The sequence below is a fragment of the Streptomyces sp. AP-93 genome (assembly GCF_022808175.1).
Taxonomy (GTDB): domain Bacteria; phylum Actinomycetota; class Actinomycetes; order Streptomycetales; family Streptomycetaceae; genus Streptomyces.
The window spans coordinates 182,715-204,546 of the sequence record NZ_JALGBX010000009.1; the positions used below are offsets into that span (position 1 = coordinate 182,715).

At 71.9% G+C, this 21,832-nt stretch carries 14 protein-coding genes; 4 read left to right on the plus strand and 10 right to left on the minus strand.

Features of this window, described 5'->3' with window-relative positions; all coding sequences use genetic code 11:
- Positions 1–45: 45 nt before the first annotated feature.
- From pflB to nirB, 4 genes are all read right to left on the minus strand, one after another.
- Positions 46–2,316, minus strand: a complete 2,271-nt coding sequence (pflB, locus tag MTF69_RS17220; protein ID WP_243335398.1) for a formate C-acetyltransferase — start codon at positions 2,314–2,316, stop codon at positions 46–48.
- A gap of 264 nt (positions 2,317–2,580) precedes the next feature.
- Positions 2,581–4,878: a VCBS repeat-containing protein gene (locus MTF69_RS17225; protein ID WP_243335400.1), complete on the minus strand. Its 2,298-nt coding sequence runs from the start codon at positions 4,876–4,878 to the stop codon at positions 2,581–2,583.
- A 209-nt stretch (positions 4,879–5,087) separates the two neighbouring features.
- Positions 5,088–6,509, minus strand: coding sequence for a NarK family nitrate/nitrite MFS transporter (locus MTF69_RS17230; protein WP_243335402.1), 1,422 nt, complete (start codon positions 6,507–6,509; stop codon positions 5,088–5,090).
- 163 nt (positions 6,510–6,672) lie between these two features.
- Positions 6,673–9,453: a nitrite reductase large subunit NirB gene (gene nirB, locus MTF69_RS17235; RefSeq protein ID WP_243335404.1), complete on the minus strand. Its 2,781-nt coding sequence runs from the start codon at positions 9,451–9,453 to the stop codon at positions 6,673–6,675.
- Between the two features lie 277 nt (positions 9,454–9,730).
- Between nirB and MTF69_RS17240 the strand changes: the two genes are divergently transcribed.
- The 3 genes from MTF69_RS17240 (at position 9,731) to MTF69_RS17250 (ending at position 13,100) form a co-directional block, all read left to right on the plus strand.
- Positions 9,731–10,453 carry a sirohydrochlorin chelatase gene (locus tag MTF69_RS17240; RefSeq protein WP_243335406.1) on the plus strand — a complete coding sequence of 241 codons (723 nt, stop codon included), beginning with the start codon at positions 9,731–9,733 and terminating at the stop codon, positions 10,451–10,453.
- A 28-nt stretch (positions 10,454–10,481) separates the two neighbouring features.
- Positions 10,482–11,636 (plus strand): low temperature requirement protein A, encoded by a 1,155-nt coding sequence (locus MTF69_RS17245; protein WP_243335408.1) that lies wholly within the window; start codon positions 10,482–10,484, stop codon positions 11,634–11,636.
- A 204-nt stretch (positions 11,637–11,840) separates the two neighbouring features.
- Complete coding sequence (locus MTF69_RS17250) at positions 11,841–13,100, plus strand: cytochrome P450 (protein ID WP_243335410.1); 1,260 nt, start codon at positions 11,841–11,843, stop codon at positions 13,098–13,100.
- Between the two features lie 37 nt (positions 13,101–13,137).
- Here MTF69_RS17250 and MTF69_RS17255 read toward each other — a convergent pair whose 3' ends face one another.
- The 4 genes from MTF69_RS17255 to MTF69_RS17270 all read right to left on the minus strand — a co-directional run bounded on the left by MTF69_RS17255 (position 13,138) and on the right by MTF69_RS17270 (position 18,595).
- Entirely contained in the window at positions 13,138–15,153 is a 2,016-nt protein-coding gene (locus tag MTF69_RS17255) for a WD40 repeat domain-containing serine/threonine protein kinase (RefSeq protein ID WP_243335412.1), read from the minus strand.
- An 80-nt stretch (positions 15,154–15,233) separates the two neighbouring features.
- Positions 15,234–17,216, minus strand: a complete 1,983-nt coding sequence (locus tag MTF69_RS17260) for a WD40 repeat domain-containing serine/threonine protein kinase (RefSeq protein WP_243335414.1) — start codon at positions 17,214–17,216, stop codon at positions 15,234–15,236.
- Positions 17,217–17,437: 221 nt separating this feature from the next.
- Positions 17,438–17,932 carry a DUF5949 family protein gene (locus MTF69_RS17265; RefSeq protein ID WP_243335416.1) on the minus strand — a complete coding sequence of 165 codons (495 nt, stop codon included), beginning with the start codon at positions 17,930–17,932 and terminating at the stop codon, positions 17,438–17,440.
- 57 nt (positions 17,933–17,989) lie between these two features.
- Positions 17,990–18,595: a DUF4352 domain-containing protein gene (locus MTF69_RS17270; protein ID WP_243335418.1), complete on the minus strand. Its 606-nt coding sequence runs from the start codon at positions 18,593–18,595 to the stop codon at positions 17,990–17,992.
- Between the two features lie 175 nt (positions 18,596–18,770).
- Between MTF69_RS17270 and MTF69_RS17275 the strand changes: the two genes are divergently transcribed.
- The gene (locus tag MTF69_RS17275) at positions 18,771–19,232 is read left to right on the plus strand and encodes a DUF6299 family protein (protein ID WP_243335420.1); all 462 of its coding nucleotides are present in this window, start codon (positions 18,771–18,773) and stop codon (positions 19,230–19,232) included.
- A 104-nt stretch (positions 19,233–19,336) separates the two neighbouring features.
- On the opposite strand, the gene MTF69_RS17280 is transcribed toward MTF69_RS17275, so the two are convergent.
- Both MTF69_RS17280 and MTF69_RS17285 read right to left on the minus strand, forming a co-directional pair.
- The gene (locus MTF69_RS17280; protein ID WP_243335422.1) at positions 19,337–19,516 is read right to left on the minus strand and encodes a hypothetical protein; all 180 of its coding nucleotides are present in this window, start codon (positions 19,514–19,516) and stop codon (positions 19,337–19,339) included.
- A gap of 184 nt (positions 19,517–19,700) precedes the next feature.
- Entirely contained in the window at positions 19,701–21,830 is a 2,130-nt protein-coding gene (locus tag MTF69_RS17285; RefSeq protein WP_374323233.1) for a SpoIIE family protein phosphatase, read from the minus strand.
- Between the last annotated feature and the right edge of the window lie 2 nt (positions 21,831–21,832).

Below are 21,832 nucleotides of genomic sequence, written 5' to 3' on the forward strand. Positions count from 1 at the left end.
CCCCGGGCCGCGCGTGCTCGTGGGTCTCTCGAAGGATCAGAGGGATCAGAGAGAGCCGTGGAAGGTGCGGTTCAGCACGTCGAGCTGCTGAGCGCGCGTGAGGCGGACGAAGTTCACCGCGTATCCGCTGACGCGGATGGTGAGCTGCGGGTAGTTCTCCGGGTGCTCCATGGCGTCCATGAGCGTGTCGCGGTTGAGCACGTTCACGTTCATGTGGAAGCCGTCGACCGCCATGTAGCCGTCGAGGACGCCCGCCAGGTTCTTGATCCGCTCCTCGGGGGTGCGGCCCAGGCCGTCGGGGGTGACGGTGTTGGTCAGCGAGATGCCGTCCTCGGCGTCCTCGTACGGGAGCTTCGCGACCGACAGCGCCGAGGTGACGTAGCCGTGGGTGTCGCGGCCGTTCATCGGGTTGGCACCCGGGGAGAAGGGCTCGCCGGCGCGGCGTCCGTCCGGCGTGTTACCGGTCTTCTTGCCGTAGACCACGTTCGAGGTGATGGTCAGCACCGACTGGGTGTGCTCGGCCTCGCGGTACGTCGGGTGCTTGCGGATCTTCTTCATGAACTCCTCGACCAGCCACACGGCGATCGAGTCGACACGGTCGTCGTTGTTGCCGTACGCCGGGTAGTCGCCCTCGATGGTGTAGTCGGTGGCGAGGCCGGTCTCGTCGCGCACGGCGGTGACCTTGGCATACTTGATGGCGGCCAGCGAGTCGGCGGCGACCGACAGGCCGGCGATGCCGCAGGCCATGGTGCGGCGCACGTCGCGGTCGTGGAGCGCCATCTCGATGCGCTCGTAGGCGTACTTGTCGTGCATGTAGTGGATGACGTTCAGGGCGTGGACGTAGGTGTCGGCGAGCCATTCCATCTGCTCGTCGAACTTGGCCATGACCTGGTCGTAGTCCAGCACCTCGGAGGTGAGGGCGCCGGTGGACGGGCCGACCTGGGCGCCGGACTTCTCGTCGCGGCCGCCGTTGATCGCGTAGAGCAGGGTCTTGGCGAGGTTCACGCGGGCGCCGAAGAACTGCATCTGCTTGCCGACCGGCATGGCCGAGACGCAGCAGGCGATGGCGGTGTCGTCGCCGAAGCGCGGGCGCATCAGTTCGTCGGACTCGTACTGCACCGAGGAGGTGTCGATCGAGACCCGGGCGCAGAACTCCTTGAAGCCCTGCGGCAGCTGGGGCGACCAGAAGACGGTCATGTTCGGCTCGGGGGCCGGGCCGAGGTTGTAGAGGGTGTGGAGGTAGCGGAACGAGGTCTTGGTGACCAGCGGACGGCCGTCCTCGCCCATGCCGGCGATCGACTCGGTGACCCAGGTGGGGTCGCCGGAGAAGAGCTCGTCGTACTCCGGGGTGCGCAGGAAGCGGACGATGCGGAGCTTGATGATGAAGTCGTCGACCAGTTCCTGGGCCTGCTCCTCGGTGAGGAGGCCGGCCTCGATGTCGCGCTGGAGGTAGACGTCGATGAAGGTGGAGGTGCGGCCGAGCGACATGGCCGCGCCGTTCTGCTCCTTCACGGCGGCCAGGTACGCGAAGTACAGCCACTGGATGGCCTCGCGGCCGGTGGTGGCCGGGCCGGAGATGTCGTAGCCGTAGGAGGCGGCCATCGCCTTGAGTTCGGCGAGGGCGCGGATCTGCTCGGAGAGCTCCTCGCGCAGGCGGATCGTCTCCTCCAGCGAGCGGTTGCCCGCGGGGAGGGAGTTGATCTCCTCCTTCTCCTCCTTCTTGACGGCGATGAGGCGGTCGACGCCGTAGAGGGACACGCGGCGGTAGTCGCCGATGATGCGGCCGCGGCCGTACGCGTCCGGCAGCCCGGTCACGATGCCGGCCTTGCGGGCGGCGCGGATGTCGGGGGTGTAGGCGTCGAAGACACCGGCGTTGTGAGTCTTGCGGTACTCCGTGAAGACCTTCTCCAGGTCGTCGGAGACCGGGTAGCCGTAGGTCTCCAGGGCGCCGGCGACCATGCGCCAGCCGCCGTAGGGCATGATCGCGCGCTTGAGCGGGGCGTCCGTCTGGAGGCCGACGATCAGGTCCTTGTCGCGGTCGATGTAGCCGGGGGCGTGCGCGGTGATCGACGACGGGATGTCGTACGAGACGTCGTAGACGCCCTTCTCGCGCTCCTCCGGGAACTTGTCGGTGATCGCCTTCCACACGGCGGTGGTGCGCTCGGTGGGGCCGGCGAGGAAGGTGTCGTCACCCTCGTACGGCGTGTAGTTCTGCTGGATGAAGTCGCGGACGTCGACGGCGTCGCGCCACAGACCGCCCTTGAAGCCGTTCCAGGCTTCGCCGTTCTTCGTGGTTTCCGCAGGGGTGGCAGTCATCGCCCGCACCTTCCGATCGCCTCATTGCTTGCATCCATTGCACGCCTTTTGATCGATCATTTGGCGCCGCGTTGGTCCTGAGCTGGGGCCCGAAAGTCCCCTGATCCCCAGCCCCAAGGGTCTCCCATCCCGGTTGACCTGGCATTTTGGGCAGGTCAAAGGTCCATCGTGCGCTTGTGAAAACTTTCACAAGATTCTGGGAAAGGCGGCGCCCGCCGCCTGGATCAGGGACCGGGCGACGGGCGCGGAGGCGAAAGGGGACCGTCAGAAGGGGCGGTAGTACTTCAGGGCCGGGGCGGTGGGGCCGAGCTGCTTGCGGCCGGCGAAGCTTCCGGTGCCGTTGCCCGCGTTGAGCCAGGCGAGGCCCTTCGTGTCGCGGGAGATGAGGTCGGCCTTGCCGTCGCCGGTCAGGTCACCCGCACCGACGACCGCCGTGTAGCTGCCGCCCCAGTCCTTGAAGACCAGCGCGCGCGGCTTGAAGACACCGGGGCCGGTGCCGATCCCGGTGCCGTCGTAGCGCCAGAGCTCGCCCGAGGCGTCGAGGGCGAGCATGTCGGCCTTGCCGTCTCCGTTGAGGTCACCCGTGCTGATCATCTTCTTGTAGATGTTCCAGCCGGTGCCGACCTTGACGCGGGCGGCGAAACCGCCCTGGCCGTTGTTCGGGTACAGGTACAGGTACCCGCTCGCGGAGGACCGGGCCAGCAGGTCGGCCTTGCCGTCGCCGGTCAGGTCCCCGGTCGAGACGACGCTGTCGTACAGCTTCCAGTCCGAGGAGATCTTCTTGTACGCGGTTCCCTCCGAGGGCAGCCCGCCACAGACCGGGGTGTACATCCGCACCTCGCCGGTGACGAGCCGCACGAGCACGTCGTTGCAGCGGTCCCCGTCCAGGTCACCGAACGGCAGGAACTGCGCGGCCTGCACCTTCGGTTGCTGGGCCCAGTCCACCCGCCGGCCCTCGACCAGATCGGTGGCGCCGACGGAGAAGCTCCTGAGGGCGTCCCACGTGGGAACGTCACCGTGGTTGTAGTCGGCGAGCAGTTCGGGCTTGCCGTCGTCGTCGTAGTCCCGCCACGTGGGCAGCGGGCGGCTCGTGGCCGTCGTCGCGGTGTAAGTCCGGTACGCGGTCTTGCCGTCCACGGTGGCGTACGTGTTCCACAGCGCGACCGGGCGGCCCTTGTCGTCGGTGGCCAGCTCCGTGCCCGGGTAGTACTTGCTGACGCCCGTGCCGATGACCTTCGGCGTCGACCAGGTGCCGCCCGCGTACGTGGAGGTCTTCACGTCGGTGGGCGCCCCGCCGCCCGGCTGGTTCTGGGCCCAGGTGACCACGACCGAACCGTTCCCGGCCTGCACGGCGCGCAGCGAGCCCCAAGAGTCGCCGACCACGGCGTACCTGGACGGGAACTCCTGCGGAGGCGTCCACGTCCCGGTGGCCGCCGACCGCACCGCGTAGGCGGGCTTGCCGACGGCGCCGTAATAGGGGCTGCTGGTGCCGAGGCTGATCGCCATCATGTCGCCGTTCGCCAGCGCCAGCATCTGGGGACGGGACCGCCGGCTCGAACCCACGAGGCCCACGGCCTCGACCGGGTTCCAGGCCGTGGCGCCCGCCGGCTTGTGGGCGTACTGCCCGGCCGAGAACCAGTGGAACCCGCTCTGGGGATGCTCGGCGAGCACGACGCCCTCCGGCTGCTCACCGAGCTGCGGCAGATCGGCCGGCTGGGACCAGGAGTCGGAACCGGCGGGCCGCTCCAGAGCCTTGTAGTACCACTTCCAGCCAGTCGGGTCAGAGCCGACGTCTTCGGCGACGCGCTTGGAGGTGCCACCCCAGATCACCATCGCGGCGCCGTCCTTCGCGACGGCGAGCCGGACGTCGGTGGCGTAGTAGACGTAGTCGTGCTCCTCGGTGTGGACGGCCTCCGGCAGCTGGTCGAGCACGGCCGGGGCGGACCAGGCCGTGCCCGCCTCCGGACGCTCGGAGACGGTCAGCTTGCGGTCGGCTCCCACCCACGCGGCGGCGAGCCGGCCCGAGGCGTTCGCCGCGAGGGTGACCCAGGTGGCCGCCGGGGCGGTGGCGATGGCCTCCGGCGCCGAGAAGGCCGTGGCGCCGGGCAGGACCCGGGTGAAACGGATCACCACGGCCGTGCCGTCGGCGGTCTTCTCCGTCCACTGCATCGCGACGGAGCCGTCGCCGAGGGTGGTGAGCTCGGTGCCGGACACCGGCGTGACGGGCAGCCACTTCGTGCTGCCGGCCGGGCGTACGGAGGCCACGGTCCGGTAGCCCTCGCCGTCGGGCTGCTTCAGGAGGGCCACGATGGTGCCGTCCTTGGCCGACTTCATGTCCAGAACGTCCGCCGCGAACCCGGGCACCTCCGCGGCCGAGCCCCACCGGCCCAGCGTCGTGGGCGCCGCGGCGGTCGCGGCCAGGGACATCGCCGGAGCGGGATCAGGATCGGGCGTGACTGCCGCGGGCGCCGCGAAGGCGCTCGGCGCGGCGAGCGCCAGCGAGAGAACGGGTGCCAGCGCGAGGCCGAACCGAATGCGGGCATGACGAACGTGCAGAACCATGCTGAGAGCCCCCCCGGGCTTAAGGATCATCGTGAATGAGCCAGCTGACCGCAGCGTATAGCAGCCCCCGCCGGTGATCGACACGCGGGGAACGGGGGCGAAGCACCGCAAAGCCCGGGTGGGGTGCGGGGCGGCGCTCACGCAGCGCCCCGCACCCCACCCGGGCTGACGACCGGGGGCCGGTCCGGGCAAGACCCGAAAGAGACGGCCTAGCTGGGGGCCTCCGCGCCCTTGCGGGCGTAGAACCACCAGGCCACGACGACGCAGCTGGCGTAGAAGGCGACGAAGCCCCACATCGCGCTGGTCACGGCGAAGTTGGCGAACATCGCCGGGATGAAGAAGAAGCCGTAGGCGGCGATGGCCGCGGTGAACCCGGTGACCGCGCCCGACTCGATCTCGGCCTGCTTCAGGGCCTTCGCGTACTGCGGGGTGCCCTCGGTCAGGCCCGCGAGGTGCTGGCCGCGGAAGATGACCGGGATCTGACGGAACGTCGAGCCGTTGCCGATGCCCGAGAAGAAGAACGCCGACAGGAAGCAGAAGAAGAAGCCGTAGAAGGAGCCCTGGTCGGAGCCCGCCGGCAGGAAGGTGATCACGCCGATGATCGACGCGCCCATGCCCACGAAGGACAGGATCGTCACCCGCGCGCCGCCGAACTTGTCGGCGATCCAGCCGCCGGCCCAGCGGGCCAGCGCGCCGAGCGCCGGGCCCATCCAGGCGTAGGTGGCCACGGAGTACGCCGGGAAGGTCGTCTTGATCAGGAGCGGGAGGGCCGCCGCGAAACCGATGAAGGAGCCGAAGGTGCCGACGTAGAGCCAGGTCATCAGCCAGTTGTGCTTGCGCTTGAAGATGATCTTCTGCTGGCTGAAGGGTGTGGAGGCCACCTTCAGGTCGTTCTGGCCGAACCAGGCGATGGCCGCGAGGACGATCAGGACCGGCACCCAGACGAACGCGGCGTTCTGGAGGTAGATCTCCGAGCCGTCGGCCTTCTTCTGGCCCGAACCGATCGCCAGCACCGAGGTGGTGATCAGGATCGGGGTGAGCAGCTGGACCACGGAGACGCCCAGGTTGCCCAGGCCGCCGTTGATGCCGGTCGCGTTGCCCTTCTCCTGCTTCGGGTAGAAGAAGCCGATGTTGGCCAGCGAGGAGGAGAAGTTGGCGCCGCCGATGCCGCAGAGCGCGGCGATGGCGACCAGCGTGGTGTACGAGGTGGTGGGGTCCTGCACCGCGAAGCCCAGCCACAGCAGCGGCACGATCAGGATGACCGTGGAGAGCGCGGTGAAGCGGCGCTGGCCGATCATCGGGCCGATGAAGGTGTAGAGGATGCGGGCGGTGCCGCCCGTGATGCCGGGGACGGCCGTCAGCCAGAACAGCTGGGACTGCGAGAAGCCGAAGCCGACGTCCTTGAGGTTGGTCGCCGTGATGCTCCAGACCTGCCAGACCACGAACGCCACCAGCAGGGCCGGCACCGCGATCCACAGGTTGCGGGTGGCGACCTTCTTGCCGGTGGTCTGCCAGAAGGACGGGTCCTCCGGTGTCCACTCCGTGATCGTGCGACCGGGGCGGTACTGCGCCGGATCGGCCACCTGCACTCGGGCGGTCGCCGCGCGCGCTTCCTGCTTGGCGGAACTCATGGCATGTCCTGAAGGTTCGGAGGGGTTGAGAAGAAGAAAGAGAGAAGCCCTGACCTTCTTAGGGTCCGCCTGCAGAGGCGGCTCACATCAGGGGAGAACGTCGCGTGGGCGACAGGACAAGGTCCCGTCGCCCACAGTGCGTTGGTAGGGCGGCTGCAGAGCCTTAGGGCTTGAGCTCCACCAGCGGCAGCGACACCTCGGGGTCGTCGAGGCAGATGCCGGTCCGCAGGTCGAAGACCTGCTTGTGCATCGGCGAGGCCACGACGGGCACCCCGTCGCGCGAGCCCATGATGCCGTTGGCGATGACGTCCGCGCCCGAGAAGGGGTCCCGGTTGCCGACCGCGTAGACCTCGCCCGCACGGTCCTTGAAGACCGCGGCCTCGGTGCCGTCCGGCAGTACCGCCGTGCGGCCGCGGCCCGGCTCCAAGGACTGCGCCGCCGCCTCCGCGGCCGCCCCGAAGTCCACGCTCCCGAAGCGCTCCAGCGCCGCCGGGTCCTCCAGGACCGCGGACCACTCGTCCTCGTACGCCGACACGTGGCGCTCCATCTGCGCCTCCAGCTCCGCGCAGATGCCGAGCGAGTCCTCGATCAGGACGGCCTTGAGGTGGTCCAGGCCCGCGCCGCTGCCGCCGAGCCGCTCCAGCCAGGCGGCCGTCCGCTCCAGGCGCTCGCCGGTGCGGATGTAGTACATGAGGAACCGGTCGATCAGCGCGAAGAGTTCGGCGGTGTCCAGGTCCGAGGCCAGCAGGTCGGCGTGGCGCGGGGTCGCACCGCCGTTGCCGCTGACGTACAGGTTCCAGCCGTTGGCGGTGGCGATGACGCCGATGTCCTTGCCCCGCGCCTCCGCGCACTCGCGCAGGCATCCCGAGACGCCGCCCTTGAACTTGTGCGGGGTGCGCAGACCCCGGTAGCGCAGCTCCAGGTCGATCGCGAGCTGGATCGAATCACCCTGCCCGAAGCGGCAGAAGCGGGCTCCCACACAGGACTTCACCGCGCGCAGGGACTTCCCGTACGCCTGCCCGGACTCGAATCCGGCGCCGCCGAGCCGCCGCCAGATGTCGGGCAGCTGCTCCTTGCGGACGCCGAAGAGGCCGATGCGCTGGGCGCCGGTGATCTTCGTGTAGAGGCCGTAGTCCCGGGCCACCTCGCCCAGCGCGATGACCTGCTCGGCCGTGATCTCGCCGCCGGCGACGCGCGGGATGACCGAGTAGGTGCCGTCCTTCTGGAGGTTGGCGAGGAAGAGGTCGTTGGAGTCCTGCAGGGCCGCCTGCTCGCCCGCCAGGATGTGTCCGATGCCGAGGTCGGGGGCGAGGGTGCCGAGCACGTTCGCGACGACCGGCTTGCAGACGGCGCAGCCCTCGCCGCCCTCGCCGTAGGACTCCAGCAGCTCGCTGAAGCTGCGGATGCGCTCGGTGCGGATCTTCTCGTAGATCTCCGCCCGGGTCAGGGTGAAGTGCTCGCACAGACCACGGGGCTTCTCGATGCCCGCCGCGGCCAGCTCGGCGTCCAGGACCGCCTGCAGCGTACCGATGCAGCCGCCGCAGCCCGTACCGGCCTTGGTGCACTTCTTGATGCCGCCGATGTCGGTGAGGGACTCCGCGACGACCGCCTCGCGCACCCGCCCCTTGGTGATGTTGTGACAGCTGCACACCACCGCGTCGTCGGGCAGCGCGTCCGCGCCGGGCAGCGCCACGCCGTCGCTGGACGGCAGGATGAAGGCCTCCGGCGGGGCCGGCAGCTGCCGGCCGGCGTGCGGCTTCAGCGAGCCGTACGCCTCCGCGTCGCCGACCAGGATGCCGCCGAGCAGCGCGCCGTCGGGGCCCAGCAGCAGCTTCTTGTAGACGCCCTCGCGGGCGTCGGAGAAGACCACCGAGACGGCCCCGTCCCGGCCCTCGGGGGCGAAGGGGTCGCCGAAGGAGGCCACGTCGGCGCCCATCAGCTTGAGCTTGGTGGAGGTGTCGGCCCCGGTGAAGGTCAGCTCGCCCGCGCCCGCGAGGGCCTCCGCGACCGTCTCGGCCATCTGGTAGCCGGGCGCGACCAGGCCGTACACCTTGCCGTCGACGGTCTGCGCGCACTCGCCGATCGCGTAGACGTACGGGTCACTGGTGCGGCAGTGGCCGTCCACGACGACCCCGCCGCGGTCACCCACCGCGAGCCCGCACTCGCGGGCCAGGCGGTCGCGCGGCCGCACGCCGGCCGAGAAGACCACGACGTCGGAGCCGATCTCCTCGCCGCTGGTCAGCCGGAGCGCCTGCGCCCGCCCGTCGGGGTGGATCTGCACGCCGGCCGCGCCGACGCCCGTGTGCACGGCGACACCCATGGACTCGATGGTGGCCCGCAGGGCGGCCGCGCCGCCGTCGTCCACCTGCAGCGGCATCAGCCGGGGCGCGAACTCCACGACGTGCGTGGCCAGTCCGAGCGTGCGCAGCGCGCCCGCCGCCTCCAGGCCGAGGAGGCCGCCGCCGATGACGACACCGGTACGGACCTCCGCGTCCGCGGCGTAGGCGGTCAGGGCCTCGACGTCGTCGAGCGTGCGGTACGTGAAGCAGCCCTCGGCGTCGGCGCCGTCGATCGGCGGCACGAAGGGGTAGGAGCCGGTGGCCAGCACGAGCGCGTCGTAGCGGAACACGTCGCCGGAGCGGGCGGTGACCGTACGGGCCGTCGTGTCGATGAACTCCGCCGGGTCGCCGAGGCGCAGGTCGATGCCGTACGTCTCCACGAAGCCGGGGGCGACCAGGGACAGCTCCTCGCCGGTGGAGCCGGTGAAGGCAGCGGACAGGTGCACGCGGTCGTAGGCCGGGCGCTCCTCCTCGGCGAGGACGGTGACCTGCCAGCCGCCGCGCTCGGGGCGGGCCGGGTCGGCGAGCGCGTCACGCTCGGCGAGCGCCTCCAGCAGGCGGTGCCCCACCATGCCGTGGCCGATGACAACCAGCGTCTGCCCCATGGATCTCACTCCGTGTCCCTGTGCCGCGCGGTCCCGGGGCGGCCAGGGCGGCCGGGCCAAGACGTCACGCGTGCATGCGTGCATGCGTTCCGACTCTTCGACGGTAGGTCGGCGGCGCGCCCCCGAACGCCCGAAAAGGACCCCTGGGGACGGGGAAACGGCCCTTTCCGCACAGGACCTCCGGCCTGCCCCGCGGGCCCTTGGCCCGGCTGACCCGTGGCCGCGCCGCGCCTAGCGTGGGAGGAGGACCCGGGGCCGGATCAGGGAGGCAGACCACATGCTCGTCATCGCCGTCCACGGCAGCGCGGCTGCGGAAGCCGCCGCGACCATTGACCGGCTCGTCGCCGCCGTCGAGGCCATCAGCGGGGTGCACGCGCTGGTCGGCCACCTCGACGTGCAGCGCCCCTCGCTCGCCGAGGTCGTACGGGAGCACCCGCGCGCGGTGGTCGTCCCGCTGCTGCTCGGCGACGGTTTCCACCGCCGGGTCGACATCCCCGCCGTCCTGGAGGGCACCGGCTGCGTCCTCACCGAGGGCCTCAGCGGCGAGCGCGACGTCGCCCGCGCCCTGCACGGCCGGCTGCGCGAAGCCGAGCGGCGCCGTGGCCCGTACACCCGGGCCGACGCGGTGGTGGTGGCCGGCGCCGGCTCCTCCCGCCCCGGCGGGAACGCCGGTACGCAGGCCTGCGCGGCCCAGCTGGCCGCCCTGCTGGAGTACGACGACGGCGCCGCCCCCGTCCCCGCGGTCCCCGCCTACCTCACCTCCGCCGGGCCGACCGTCCCCGAAGCCCTGGCCTCCCTCCAGGACGCCGGGTACCGCCGGATCGCGGTGGCCGCGCACCTGCTGGCCCCGGGCCGCTTCACGCGCACCCTGAACGCCTCGGCCGCCTGGACGGTCTCGGAGCCGCTGGCCGACCACCCGCGCCTGGCCCGGCTCGTCCTGGGCCGGTACGAGTCCGCCCGGGGCACACGGGCCCTGAGGGCCGCGCGCCTCGCCTGCTGAGCCCCGTAGGGCTGCTGTCCTGGACGGCATGCCGCTGGCTTACGTACCCATGACCGCCCGCAGCCGGGACGAGGGCCACCGCGCCGCGACCCCGCTGGAACTCTTCTTCGACCTCTGCTTCGTCGTCGCGATCGCGCAGGCGGGCGCGGCCCTCGTGCACGCGCTGGCCGAGGGCCATCCCGGCACCGGCGTGATCAGCTACCTCTTCGTCTTCTTCGGCGTGTGGTGGGCGTGGATGAACTTCACGTGGTTCGCCTCCGCCTACGACTGCGACGACGTGCCGTACCGGATCGCGACGCTCGTGCAGATCTGCGGCGTGCTCGTCTACGCCGCGGGCGTGAGCCGGGCGTTCGACCAGAACGACTGGACGGTGGCCGTCATCGGCTACCTGATCATGCGCGTCGCACTCACCGCCCAGTGGCTGCGCGCCGCCTCCGGCGAGAGCGGCGAGGCCCGCACGGCGGCCCTGAAGTACGCGGCGGGGCTGGTCCTGTGCCAGGCCGGCTGGGTGGCGCTGCTGTTCGCCCCGGACGGCTCCAAGCGCTGGCTGTTCCTGATCCTGGTCGCCGCCGAGCTGCTGGTTCCGGTGGTGGCGGAGCGCGGCCACCAGACGCACTGGCACGCCCACCACATCGTGGAGCGCTACGGCCTGTTCACGATCATCGTGCTCGGCGAGACGATCGCGGCGAGCACGGTGGCCGTGAAGTCGGCGCTCGACGAACACGAGGCCCTGGGCGAACTGCTGCCGATCGCGGCCGGCGGGCTGCTCATCGTCTTCGCCGCCTGGTGGATCTACTTCGCGGTGCCGATGCACGAGCACCTGAACTCCAACCGGGAAGCGATCCCGTGGGGGTACGGACACCTGCTGATCTTCGCCTCGGGCGCGGCCATCGGCGCGGGCATCGAGGTCGCGGTCGAACACGCGGTCGGCAAGGCACACGTCTCGCAGCTCGCCGCGAACGCGGCCGTCACCGTCCCGGCCGCGATCTTCCTCCTGATGGTCTGGCTGCTGCACTCCCGCCACTTCAAGCGCGGCCTCGCCCAGCAGCTGACCCTGCCCGTCTCCGCCCTCGCGGTCCTGGCCTGCTCCTGGACCGGGACGTACGCCGTCCTGTACGCGGGCCTGGTCGCGACGGCGACGGTAGCGGTCGGCCTGACCCTGGCGACGCGTGCCGACCGCTGACGCCGTGCGGCGCCGGGCGAGGCTGGATTTGGCTGACGCCGTCCCGCCAAGTGCGGGCTGGATTGCCCGCAGGGCAATTTCAGCCTCGCCCGGGGGCCCCTCCCAGCGGTAGCTGGGGGAGTTTGAGGCGCGGGTCCGGGCAGAGCCCGGCAACGGCGCCGCGCCGGACCGTCACTCCCGCGCCCCCGGCACCGTTTCCAGGCCATGACACTCCCCGCACAACGCCCCGGCCGACCCCAAGCCCAAGCCCCCGGCAGGGAATTGGCCGAGCCCGCCTTCTGGCAGGCGCCCCCCGCCCACCGACTGGCCGCCTTCGCCCGCCTGCGGGCCCTGGACACCCCCGTGTTCGTCCCCGAAGGGACCGGGCACTGGGCCCTCGTACGGCATGCGGACGTGCAGGAGGCGAGCCGGCTGCCCAAGGTGTTCGCCAGCGCGCCCGGGGTGACGACGCCCGAGCCGGCCCGCTGGGTGCGGGCGCTGTTCGGGGACTCCATGGTCAACCTGGACGGCGCCGAGCACGCGCAGCTGCGCAAGATCGTGCAGCGGGCCTTCACCCCCCGGCTGCTGGCGGCGGCCGAGGAGGACATCCACGCGGTGGCGGCGCGCATCGTGGACGACGTACTGGACCGGCGGCCGGACGAGTTCGTCGAGGCGGTGGCCTCGAAGCTGCCCCTGGAGGTCATCTGCAACATGATGGGCATCCCGGAGCGCTACCGCGCCGAGATCGCCGACCGCGTCAACCACGCCTCCGAGAACATCGGCGTCGACCGCGGCCTGACGGCCCGGCTGCGGATGCCCGGACGCGGACTGCGGGCCCTGGCCCGGATGCAGCGGATGGTGGCCGGGATCGGGCGGGAGCGGCGCGAGAACCCGACGGACGACCTGATCTCGGCCCTGGTCTGCGCGAACGTGGACGGCGAGGCACTCGGCGCCCGCCAACTCGGCGCCTTCTTCTCCCTGTTGATGGTGGCCGGGGTGGAGACCACCCGCAACGCCATCACCCACGGCCTGACCCTGCTGACGGACAACCCGGACCAACGCGATCTGCTCCTCGCCGACTTCGAGGCACGCGCGGACGGCGCGGTGGACGAGATCATCCGCCACTCCACGCCGATCATCCAGTTCCGCCGGACCGTCGTCGCCGAACACACCCTGAACGGCCACGCGTTCGTCCCCGGCGACAAGGTGGTGCTGTACTACGCCTCCGCCAACCGCGACGAGGCCGTCTTCCCCGATACGGACGCCTTCGACATCACCCGCTCCCCCAACCCCCACCTGGGATTCGGCGGCGGCGGACCGCACTTCTGCCTGGGCGCGCACCTGGCCCGGGTGGAGATGAAGGCACTCTTCCGCGAACTGCTCACCCGCCCCGTCGGCCTCCGCGCGGTCGGCCTGCCGGACCTGGCCGGCTCCAGCTTCGACAACCGGGTCCGCTCGCTACGCTTCGCCTTCGAACAGCCGTAGCGCTGTGACCGGAAGGGCCCACAGGCTCACGCAGGCCCTAGGGTGCCTGGACGGGCCAGAGGCGGACGGTGCCGCCGTGGAGTCCCGCCGCAAGGGTCTTCCCGTCCGGGCTGAACGCCACCGCGTCGATCGCGCTGCCGCCGGTGAAGGTGGCAGCGGCCGATCCCGAGGCCGTGTCCCACAGGAAAGCCTTCCCGTCCGAGTCCGCGCTGGCCAGGAGCCGGCCGCCCGGGTGGAACGCGAGCGCGAGGATCTCGGCGCCGTGGCGGTCCAGTGACGCGACGTCCTGGCGGGAACCGGCGTTCCACAGCCGCACCGTGTAGTCCACCTGCGCGATGGCCAGGATCTGGCCGTCCGGACTGAACACCGCGAGCCGCGCGTCCTTGTTCTGCCCGCCGGCAACGGTGGCCAGTAGCTGGTCGGCGGGCATCCGCCGCACCTGGACGGGAAAACCGGCGGCCAGCAGGCGACCGTCCGGGCTGAAGGCCGCCGGGCCGCCCTTCGCGTCCTCATTGACGGCGCCGGCGCGGCCCGAGGGCACGTCCCAGACGTACAGCCCCTCGCGGCCGCTCGCGGCCACCGTCTTGCCGTCCGGGCTGAGGCCGACGGATTGGAGGTAGCCCTCCTGCGCCGGGCCCGACGGGGCCCCCGTGAAGGTGGCCACGGAGCGGCCGGTGGCCACGTCCCACAGCTGGACCTTGTTCTCCTCCGCCCTGGCCAGGAGCGTGAGATCCCGGCTGAACGCGTTGGCCTGGAGGTACTTGGGGACCTCGACCCGGGTGACGGTGCTGCGCCGGGTGGACACCTCCCACCGCCAGATCGTCCCGTCCGGACTGGAGGCGGCCAGCGTCTTGCCGTCGGGACTGAAGGCGAGCGCGCCGATACCGCTGGGGCCCTCCAGGGAGTTGGCGTCGTCCCGGCTCAGGAGGAGGGGAACTCCGACCGCGGCGACCGCGGCGACCGAGGCGACCCCGAGGCCGCCGAAGAGGAGCGTGCGCCGTGACACCCGCGCCGTGGACGGCTCGGGTGCGGACGGTACCGGTACCGCGGGCGCTGCCGGGACAGGGCCCGTCTGCGTGGCGGCGTACGGATCCGCACCGGCATCCGCACCGGCATCCGCTTGCGCACCCGGGTCCCTCACCGTCGCGAACCGCGTCTGCCGGGCTCGGGGCGGGGCCGGGGTGTGCCGCGCGGGGGTCAGGGCCACAGTCGGCTCCGGCCGGGGCGGAGGGACTACGGCCGTCCCGTTCTCGGGGACTCCCACGAACCGGGCGGGAAGGTCCGAGACGGAGGGCCGGTCTGCCGGGTCCTTGGCGAGGCAGGAGTCCAGGAGGCGCCGGAGCTCACCGCCGAGGCCGTCGAGCGCGGGTGGCTCGTCCAGGATCCGCTGGACCACCGTCAGGAGGGTGGGCGCGTCGAAGGGGCTGTGGCCGGTGGCCGCGAACGCCACGACCGAGCCGAGCGCGAACACGTCACTGGCGGGCCCGGCCCGGTCGGCTCGGATCTGCTCGGGCGACATGTAGGCGTAGGTACCGATGACCGAGCCGGTGGCAGTGAGCGAACTGGCGTCCACGGCACGGGCGATGCCGAAGTCGATGATGCGGGGGCCGTCTTCGGCGAGGATGACATTGCCCGGCTTGAGGTCGCGGTGGACGAGACCGCACCCGTGAATGGCGGCGAGCCCCTCGGCCAGACCGGCCCCCAGACGCAGAACGGCATCCGGGGCCAGCGGCCCCCGCTGGGAGACGACCTGCTGCAACGTCGGACCGGGAATGTACGCGGTCACCAGCCACGGAGCGGCCGCCTCCGGGTCGGCGTCGACGACCTGCGCCGTGTGGAACCCGCCCACCTGACGCGCCGCATCGACCTCACGCGCGAACCGGATCCGGAACTGGGGGGTGGCGGCCAGCTCGGGCCGGATGAGCTTCACGGCGACCTTGCGGCCGCCCGGCGACGTGGCGAGGTAGACCTGACCCATGCCACCCGCGCCCAACCGGCCCTCCAGCCGATAGGAACCGACCCACTGGGGATCGCCGGGCAACAACGCGTCCATGAGTACCGTCCGTTGGAGAGGTGAGGGCCGGGAAGCCGGGGAAACCAGGGAAGCCGGGGACGCCGGGGACGCCGGGGACGTCAGGGAAGCTTCCAGAGCTGGATCGAGTGGCCCGCCTCCTCGGGCGAACCGACCTGGTTGAGACTGGCCGCCAGAGTCTTGCCGTCCGGGCTGAAGGCCACCACTGTGATGTAGGTGTCCATCGGGGACTCGCGCATGGCGCCGGTCAGGATCGTGGTGACGCGCCCGGCGGCCAGGTCCCACAGGCTGACGGTCTTGCCCGTGTCGTCCTGGGTGTTGGGCTCGCGCACGCCTCCGGCCCCCGCGATCATCGCGCCGCCCGGGCGGTAAGCCGCCGTGGGGACGTACGGATGGGTGTCGGTGAGGGTCGCCGTCCGGCGCTCCGTGGCCAGGTCCCACACCTGGATGCCGGGACCGGCGCCGGTGACGGACTTGCCGTCCGGGCTGAACAGCACCGCGTTGAAGTGGCCTTTGCCCTCTCCGGTGAGGGTCTTGAGGTGGCGGCCGGTGTCGGCGGCCCAGAGCCAGATCTTGGCACGGCCTTCGGATCCCACGCCGGCCACGAGTTTGCCGTCCGGGCTGACCGCGACACCGTTCACGCCTCCCGGCCCGTTGAGGGTGGCGAAGGTGCGGCCGGTGGACGGAGCCATGAGCTCGAACCTGCCCGCGACGCCCACGGCGAGGGTCTCGCCGTCGGGACTGAAGGCCAGACAGCTGACGTAGTCCTGCTCGCCGCCGTACGAGGCGGCGACGCTCATCGGCTTGCCGGTGCGCAGGTCCCAGCGCCGCAAGGTCTTGTCGAAGCCGCCGGAGTACAGCGTCTGGCCGTCCGGACTGTAGGCCAGGGACATGACGTTGTCGGTGTGCCCCCTGTACGTCGTGATCGTGCGGCCGGTGGCAACGTCCCACAGCCGCACCGTGCCGTCATTGCTGCCGCTGGCCAGGGTCGTGCCGTCCGGGGCGAAGGCGAGGCAGCCGACCTCGCCGGTGTGGCCGCCGAGGCGCGCGACGGGCTTGCCGGGATCCGGGTCCGTGCCCGCCTCCCGCCACAGGAAGTACGCGGGGACGGCGGCCGTCGTCGCGGCGACTGCCATCCCGCCGAACAGCAGCGTGCGCCGGGGCAGCGTCCTGACCGGGGCGGCGGGCGCGGCGCTGGGCGCAGTGCTGGGCGCGGCGCCGGGCTCGGAACCCGGCGCGGTGGGCAGGTCGTTGAACGGGATGCCGGATGCCACGTCGGCGCCGGTGACCGAGAGCCTGGTCAGGACGTCGGCGGTGGAGGGGCGGCCGGCCGGGTCCTTGGCCAGGCAGGCCGTGACCAGGTCGCGCAGGCGGCCGAAGAGACCGTCGAGCCGGGGAGGTTCACTGGTGACCCGGTGGACGATGGCCGGGACGGTCGTCGCGTCGAAGGGGCTGTGGCCGGTGGCCGCGAAGGCCAGGACCGCCCCCAGCGCGAACACGTCGCTGGCGGGCGAGACCGGGGCGGATCGTATCTGCTCGGGCGACATATAGGCGTACGTACCGATGACCGAGCCGGTGCGGGTCATGGCGTCGGCGCCCGGGGCGTGCGCGATGCCGAAGTCGATGATGCGGGGGCCGTCTTCGGCGAGGATGACGTTGCCCGGCTTGAGGTCACGGTGGACGAGACCGCACCCGTGAATGGCGGCGAGCCCCTCGGCCAGACCGGCACCCAGACGCAAAACGGCATCCGGGGCCAGCGGCCCCCGCTGGGAGACGACCTGCTGCAACGTCGGGCCGGGAATGTACGCGGTCACGAGCCAAGGAGCGGCCGCCTCCGGGTCGGCATCGACGACCTGCGCCGTGTGGAACCCGCCCACCTGACGCGCCGCATCGACCTCACGCGCGAACCGGGCCCGGAACTGGGGGATGGCGGCCAATTCGGGCCGGATGAGCTTCACGGCGACCTTGCGGCCGCCCGGCGACGTGGCGAGGTAGACCTGGCCCATGCCACCCGCGCCCAACCGGCCCTCGACCTGGTAGTGGCCGATACGTCGCGGATCTCCGGGGCCCACGGGCTCGACCATGCGCTCACTCGAATCTGCAGGGGATTACGGGGCTGCGTCTCCGACGGCATTGAACCATGATCGAGTGCACGGGGACGATGAGATCCGCATCTCCTCCACATCCGCCGGGAAGCCTCGGCGCCCCGGAGAAGAAGGGCCGGCCACCGGGCAGGCTGGGCGCCCGGCGGCCGGAGCGGGGGCCGTCGCGCGGCGGGCGCGCGAGGGGGTGCCCACGACAGGCCCTAGCGCTGCAGGCGCCGCACCGCGAGGACGGCGTGGGCGCTGTGGTTGAGCACCTCGGTGTCACCCGCGAACGCCTGCAGCGTCTCGGGGTCGACCGGCCGGCCGGGAACCGCCTCGGGCCAGGCGCGGGTGGCGAAGAGGAAGTACGCCTGCCCGCTGTCGGCCGCCGCCTTGACCCACTCCGGCGGGGCGATGCACTTCGCGTTCATGCCCGGCAGGGTCAGCGCGATCTGGTTGCCCTCCAGGAGGATCTGCACCGGGAAGGAGGCCGGGTTGCGGACGCCGTCCATCACCACGTCGCCGATGGGCAGGCCGATCTCCTCCAGCAGCCCGCGGGCGGCCGCCTCGCTCGCCTCGGGACCGTCGGGACCGTCCCCGAGGATGTAGGCGAGGAGATAGGGAATGTCGTGGGCCTCGTCGGGGTCGCCGATCCACGCGAGCACCGAAAGGGTGCCGAGCTTGGAGCGGTCGAGTTCGGCCTGGGTAGAAGTCATGCGCCGCACCTTAGTGGCCGATGGCCCGGCCCTTTGACGCCGTTTCACCCGGGCGGGCTAGACCGCCCAGAAACCACCTCCGGAATTCGCCAGCATGTTCGCGTCCTGGTACTGGAGCCGCACGATGCGCGCGTTTTCCGGAATTTCGAACACCACCCATCCTTCGGCCCGCTCACCGACCGCGAGCGAATCGAAGACGAGCGGTTTGCCGGTCGTGAGCTCCCCGGTGGGCACCACCGCGTGGCGCCGGCCCGCGCCGTCGAGCGCCCACATGCGCCCGAGGGGCCCGTACGAGGCCCCGCCCACGTTGACGAAGGACATCGAGGCCGCCACCCAGCGCTTGCCCGCCGCCGGGGCGAAGTTCTTCTCGACGCTGACCGCCGGATCGACGTAGGCGGCCAGCACCACCTGGAGGTGGCGGCCCACCTCCCGGCCCCTGACCCGTACGGAGTCACCCACACGGGCGTCCTTCGAGGCGGCCCGCGCCACCCCGTCCCGCTCCGCCGCGGGATCGTCCCCGACACCCGGCGCACCGTCGTCCACGGGCACGGCGGGCACCGCGGCCGGGGCGAGCGCGGCCCCTTCCGGGGCGCCGGAGCAGGCCGCGGCACCGAACAGCAGGAGCGGGAGGAGGGCGGCCGTGGCAAGAGCGGACTGACGCATGCGGGATCCCTTCGGGGATCTTCGGGGACGTATTCCGGCCAGTCTCACGCGCCCGAGCGGGCAATTGCACACACCGACACGATCCCGCGGAACGCATTGACCTCCATATGCCAGCACAATGCGTTCCGGTGGAATTCCGCACCCCCTTCACACACCCCGTCCCACAGGAGGAACGATGGCCACGACCGGCCCCCGCATGGCCTTGGCCGCACTCGCCGCACTGGGCGCCACGGCGGTATTCACCGCCCCGGTACAGGCCGCGCCCCACGGCAGTGACATGTACGTACGTGACATTTCCGTATCTTCGGAAGCCCACATCGCTCCCGACGGCACGATCCACCTTTTCGGTGAATACCACTGCACCGCCCCGTCACCCTCGGGAGCGGTTCAGATCAAGGCGACCATCGAGCAGGAGGACGTCCGCCTCAGCATCGGCGGCGGCGACGCCCAGTGCGACGGCGCGGTGCACGACTGGTCGGCGCACGGCACGCTCCGCCTCACCCCGACCGTGCACGCCGGCGAGGCACTGGCCAGGGCCGAGCTGCAGGAGATCCGTTTCGGCGGCGGCCTGCTGCCCCGGTCGATCGACACGGTCGCGCAGGACGCCCACCCGGTCCGGGTGATCGACCACCGATAGCCACTGCCCGCGGTGCGCGCGTACGCCCCTCCGGTAGCCGCCGCTACCGGGATCCGGGCGCCGGCCGAAGCCGGCCGAAGCGGGCCGGAGCCGGACGGAGACCGTCAACGGCACGCGGGCGCCTCGCCCGTCATCGACATGAAGGCCACCGTCTGACACCCCGGGTCCGTATCCGGACGCCCGGTCGACCAGTCCACCGCAGTCGCCGCCCCGGCCGCGCACAGCAGCAGTGCCAGGACGCCCGTCACCGCGCGCTTGCTCAGCCGGCGCACGGCAGGTTCCACAGAAACCGTTCCATGGCGGCATCATCACCCCGCCCCCACCGCCCCACAACTCGACGTGAGCGACCGGTCACGGTCCGCCCCCTCGCCGCCCGCCCCTCACGGCGCGCTCCCTCACGGCGCGCTCCCTCACGGCGCGCTCCCTCACGGCGCGCTCCCTCACGGCGCTCCCCGACCCGGCTCCCCCTCACGGCGCGCTCCGCGCCGCGCTGCCCGCCGTGGAGAACTCGCACCACACCGCCTTGCCGTCGCCCCGGGACTCCACCCCCCAGTGCGTGGCCAGCGCGTCCACCAACAGCAGCCCGCGCCCCGTGGTCGCCGACTCCCCCGGGGTGCGCCGCCGCGGCCACACGCTGGAGCGGTCCTTGACCCACAGCCGGATCCGCCGGACCGGCTCCGGCAGCACCTCCATCGTCAGCACCGCTCCGCCGTCCGTGTGCAGCAGGGCGTTGACCAGCAGCTCTCCCGCCGCCAGCTCCACGTCGTCGGCGAGCTCCGGCATGCCCCAGTCGCGCAGGGCCTGCCGCAGGGCGTAGCGGGCCTCCGAGAGCCCCTCCGGGTCCGCCTGGTGGACGTACTGGTGGATGCGCGGGGCCCGGTGGGTGCCCGGGTCCGGGGCCCGGCGCAGCACCAGCAGGGCCACGTCGTCGCCGGAGCCCCAGCGCTCCCACAGCCGGTCCGAGAGGTGGTCGGCGAGCGCCCCGGCCTCCTGGGGGCCGCTGCGGACCGCGTGGGCCAGGGCCTCCATGCCCTGGGTGATGGCGGTGCCGGGCTCTTCCACGAGCCCGTCGGTGCACAGCACGAGGGTCTCGCCGGGGACCAGGTCGAGCCGGGTCTCGGGGAACTCCTCCTCCTCGAAGACCGTGGCCAGCCCGAGCGGCAGGCCGCCTCGCACGTTGGGCCAGCCGGTTCGCCCGTCCGTGTGCCGGATCAGCGGTCCGAGGTGGCCCGCGCGGACCGCCCGTACGCCTCCGGTCTCCAGGTCCACCTGCGCGTACATGCAGGTCGCGAACCGTTCGGTGTCCAGCTCGGCCAGGAAGCGGGAGGCGCGCGCCAGCACGGTGGAGGGCGGATGCCCCTCCCCCGCGTAGGCCCGCAGTGCGATGCGGAGCTGGCCCATGATGGCGGCGGCGTGCGTGTCGTGGCCCTGGACGTCGCCCACGACGATGCCGACGCGGTCGCGGGGCAGCGCGATCACGTCGTACCAGTCCCCGCCGACCTCGCGTCCGCTCCAGGCCGAGTGGTAGCGCACGGCGATCTCCCCTCCGGTGATCTCGGGGATCCGGCGCGGCAGCATGGCGGCCTGCAGCATGGTGGCGAACTCGCGCTCCTGGTCGAAGAGGAGCGCCCGCTGGAGCGACTGGGCGACGATGCCCGCCAGGCCCAGGCAGAGGTTGCGCTCCTCGGGACTGAAGTCGGTGCGGCGGCGGTAGAAGAGCACCAGTCCGCCGATGGCCTCGGCCTGCGCGATGAGCGGGAGGTAGGCGGCCGCGTCGTACTGGATGCGGTTCAGGTAGTCGGAGAGCAGCGGGAACTCGTCAGCCAGCTCCGTCAGCGAGGTGACGAAACGTGCCTTCCTGCTGAGCACCGCCTGCGACAACGGCAGCGAGCCGTCCAGCCGGGTGAACTTGCGCTCGCTGAGGATCTCCAGCGACTCCCCGCTCAGCGCGATGATCTTGATGTGGCCGCCCTCGACCAGCCCCAGCGCCATCCCGTCGACGCCGAGCCGCTCCAGCGCCCCCGCGCCCGTCAGCGTGGCCGTCACGTCGTCGACCGTCACCGCCCGCGACAGGGCCTCCGTGGTCCGCTGCACGATGGTCGCCTGCTGGGCGCGGGCCGACTCGAGCTTGCGCAGCACCGTGAGGTGGGCGAGCTCGGCCGTCGCGTCCCGGACGATGCCGACGATGCGCACCGGGCGCCCCTCCGCGTCCCGAAGGACCCGGCCCTGGGTGTGCGTCCACTGGTCGCGGCCGTCGCGCCGCTGCACCGTGAAGTACTGGCCGTACGCCTCCTCCCCGGCGTCCAGGACGCCCTGGACGGTGTCCCTGAGCCGCGCGGAATCGTCGAGCGGGATCCGCAGCCCCAGGCTGTCGGGTGTGTCGTCGAACTCTTCCGGCTCCAGGTCGAAGACCGCCATGCCGGCCTCGTCCATGGACAGCGTCCCGGCGGCGAGGTCCCACTCGAAGCTGCCCATGCCGTTGAGCGCGAGCCGCTCGCCGGGGCCGATGAGGGGCTGCCGGGCGCTCCCGGCAGCCCCCGCGCTCCCGGGGCCCTCCGGTCTCTTGTCGCGTCGCTCCGCCGCTGCCACGAGACTCACAC

Coding starts and splice junctions, on each gene's coding strand:
- pflB (WP_243335398.1), bottom strand. CDS start 2,316: ATGACTGCCACCCCTGCGGAAACCACGAAGAACGGCGAAGCCTGGAAC.
- MTF69_RS17225 (WP_243335400.1), bottom strand. CDS start 4,878: ATGGTTCTGCACGTTCGTCATGCCCGCATTCGGTTCGGCCTCGCGCTG.
- MTF69_RS17230 (WP_243335402.1), bottom strand. CDS start 6,509: ATGAGTTCCGCCAAGCAGGAAGCGCGCGCGGCGACCGCCCGAGTGCAG.
- nirB (WP_243335404.1), bottom strand. CDS start 9,453: ATGGGGCAGACGCTGGTTGTCATCGGCCACGGCATGGTGGGGCACCGC.
- MTF69_RS17240 (WP_243335406.1), top strand. CDS start 9,731: ATGCTCGTCATCGCCGTCCACGGCAGCGCGGCTGCGGAAGCCGCCGCG.
- MTF69_RS17245 (WP_243335408.1), top strand. CDS start 10,482: ATGCCGCTGGCTTACGTACCCATGACCGCCCGCAGCCGGGACGAGGGC.
- MTF69_RS17250 (WP_243335410.1), top strand. CDS start 11,841: ATGACACTCCCCGCACAACGCCCCGGCCGACCCCAAGCCCAAGCCCCC.
- MTF69_RS17255 (WP_243335412.1), bottom strand. CDS start 15,153: ATGGACGCGTTGTTGCCCGGCGATCCCCAGTGGGTCGGTTCCTATCGG.
- MTF69_RS17260 (WP_243335414.1), bottom strand. CDS start 17,216: ATGGTCGAGCCCGTGGGCCCCGGAGATCCGCGACGTATCGGCCACTAC.
- MTF69_RS17265 (WP_243335416.1), bottom strand. CDS start 17,932: ATGACTTCTACCCAGGCCGAACTCGACCGCTCCAAGCTCGGCACCCTT.
- MTF69_RS17270 (WP_243335418.1), bottom strand. CDS start 18,595: ATGCGTCAGTCCGCTCTTGCCACGGCCGCCCTCCTCCCGCTCCTGCTG.
- MTF69_RS17275 (WP_243335420.1), top strand. CDS start 18,771: ATGGCCACGACCGGCCCCCGCATGGCCTTGGCCGCACTCGCCGCACTG.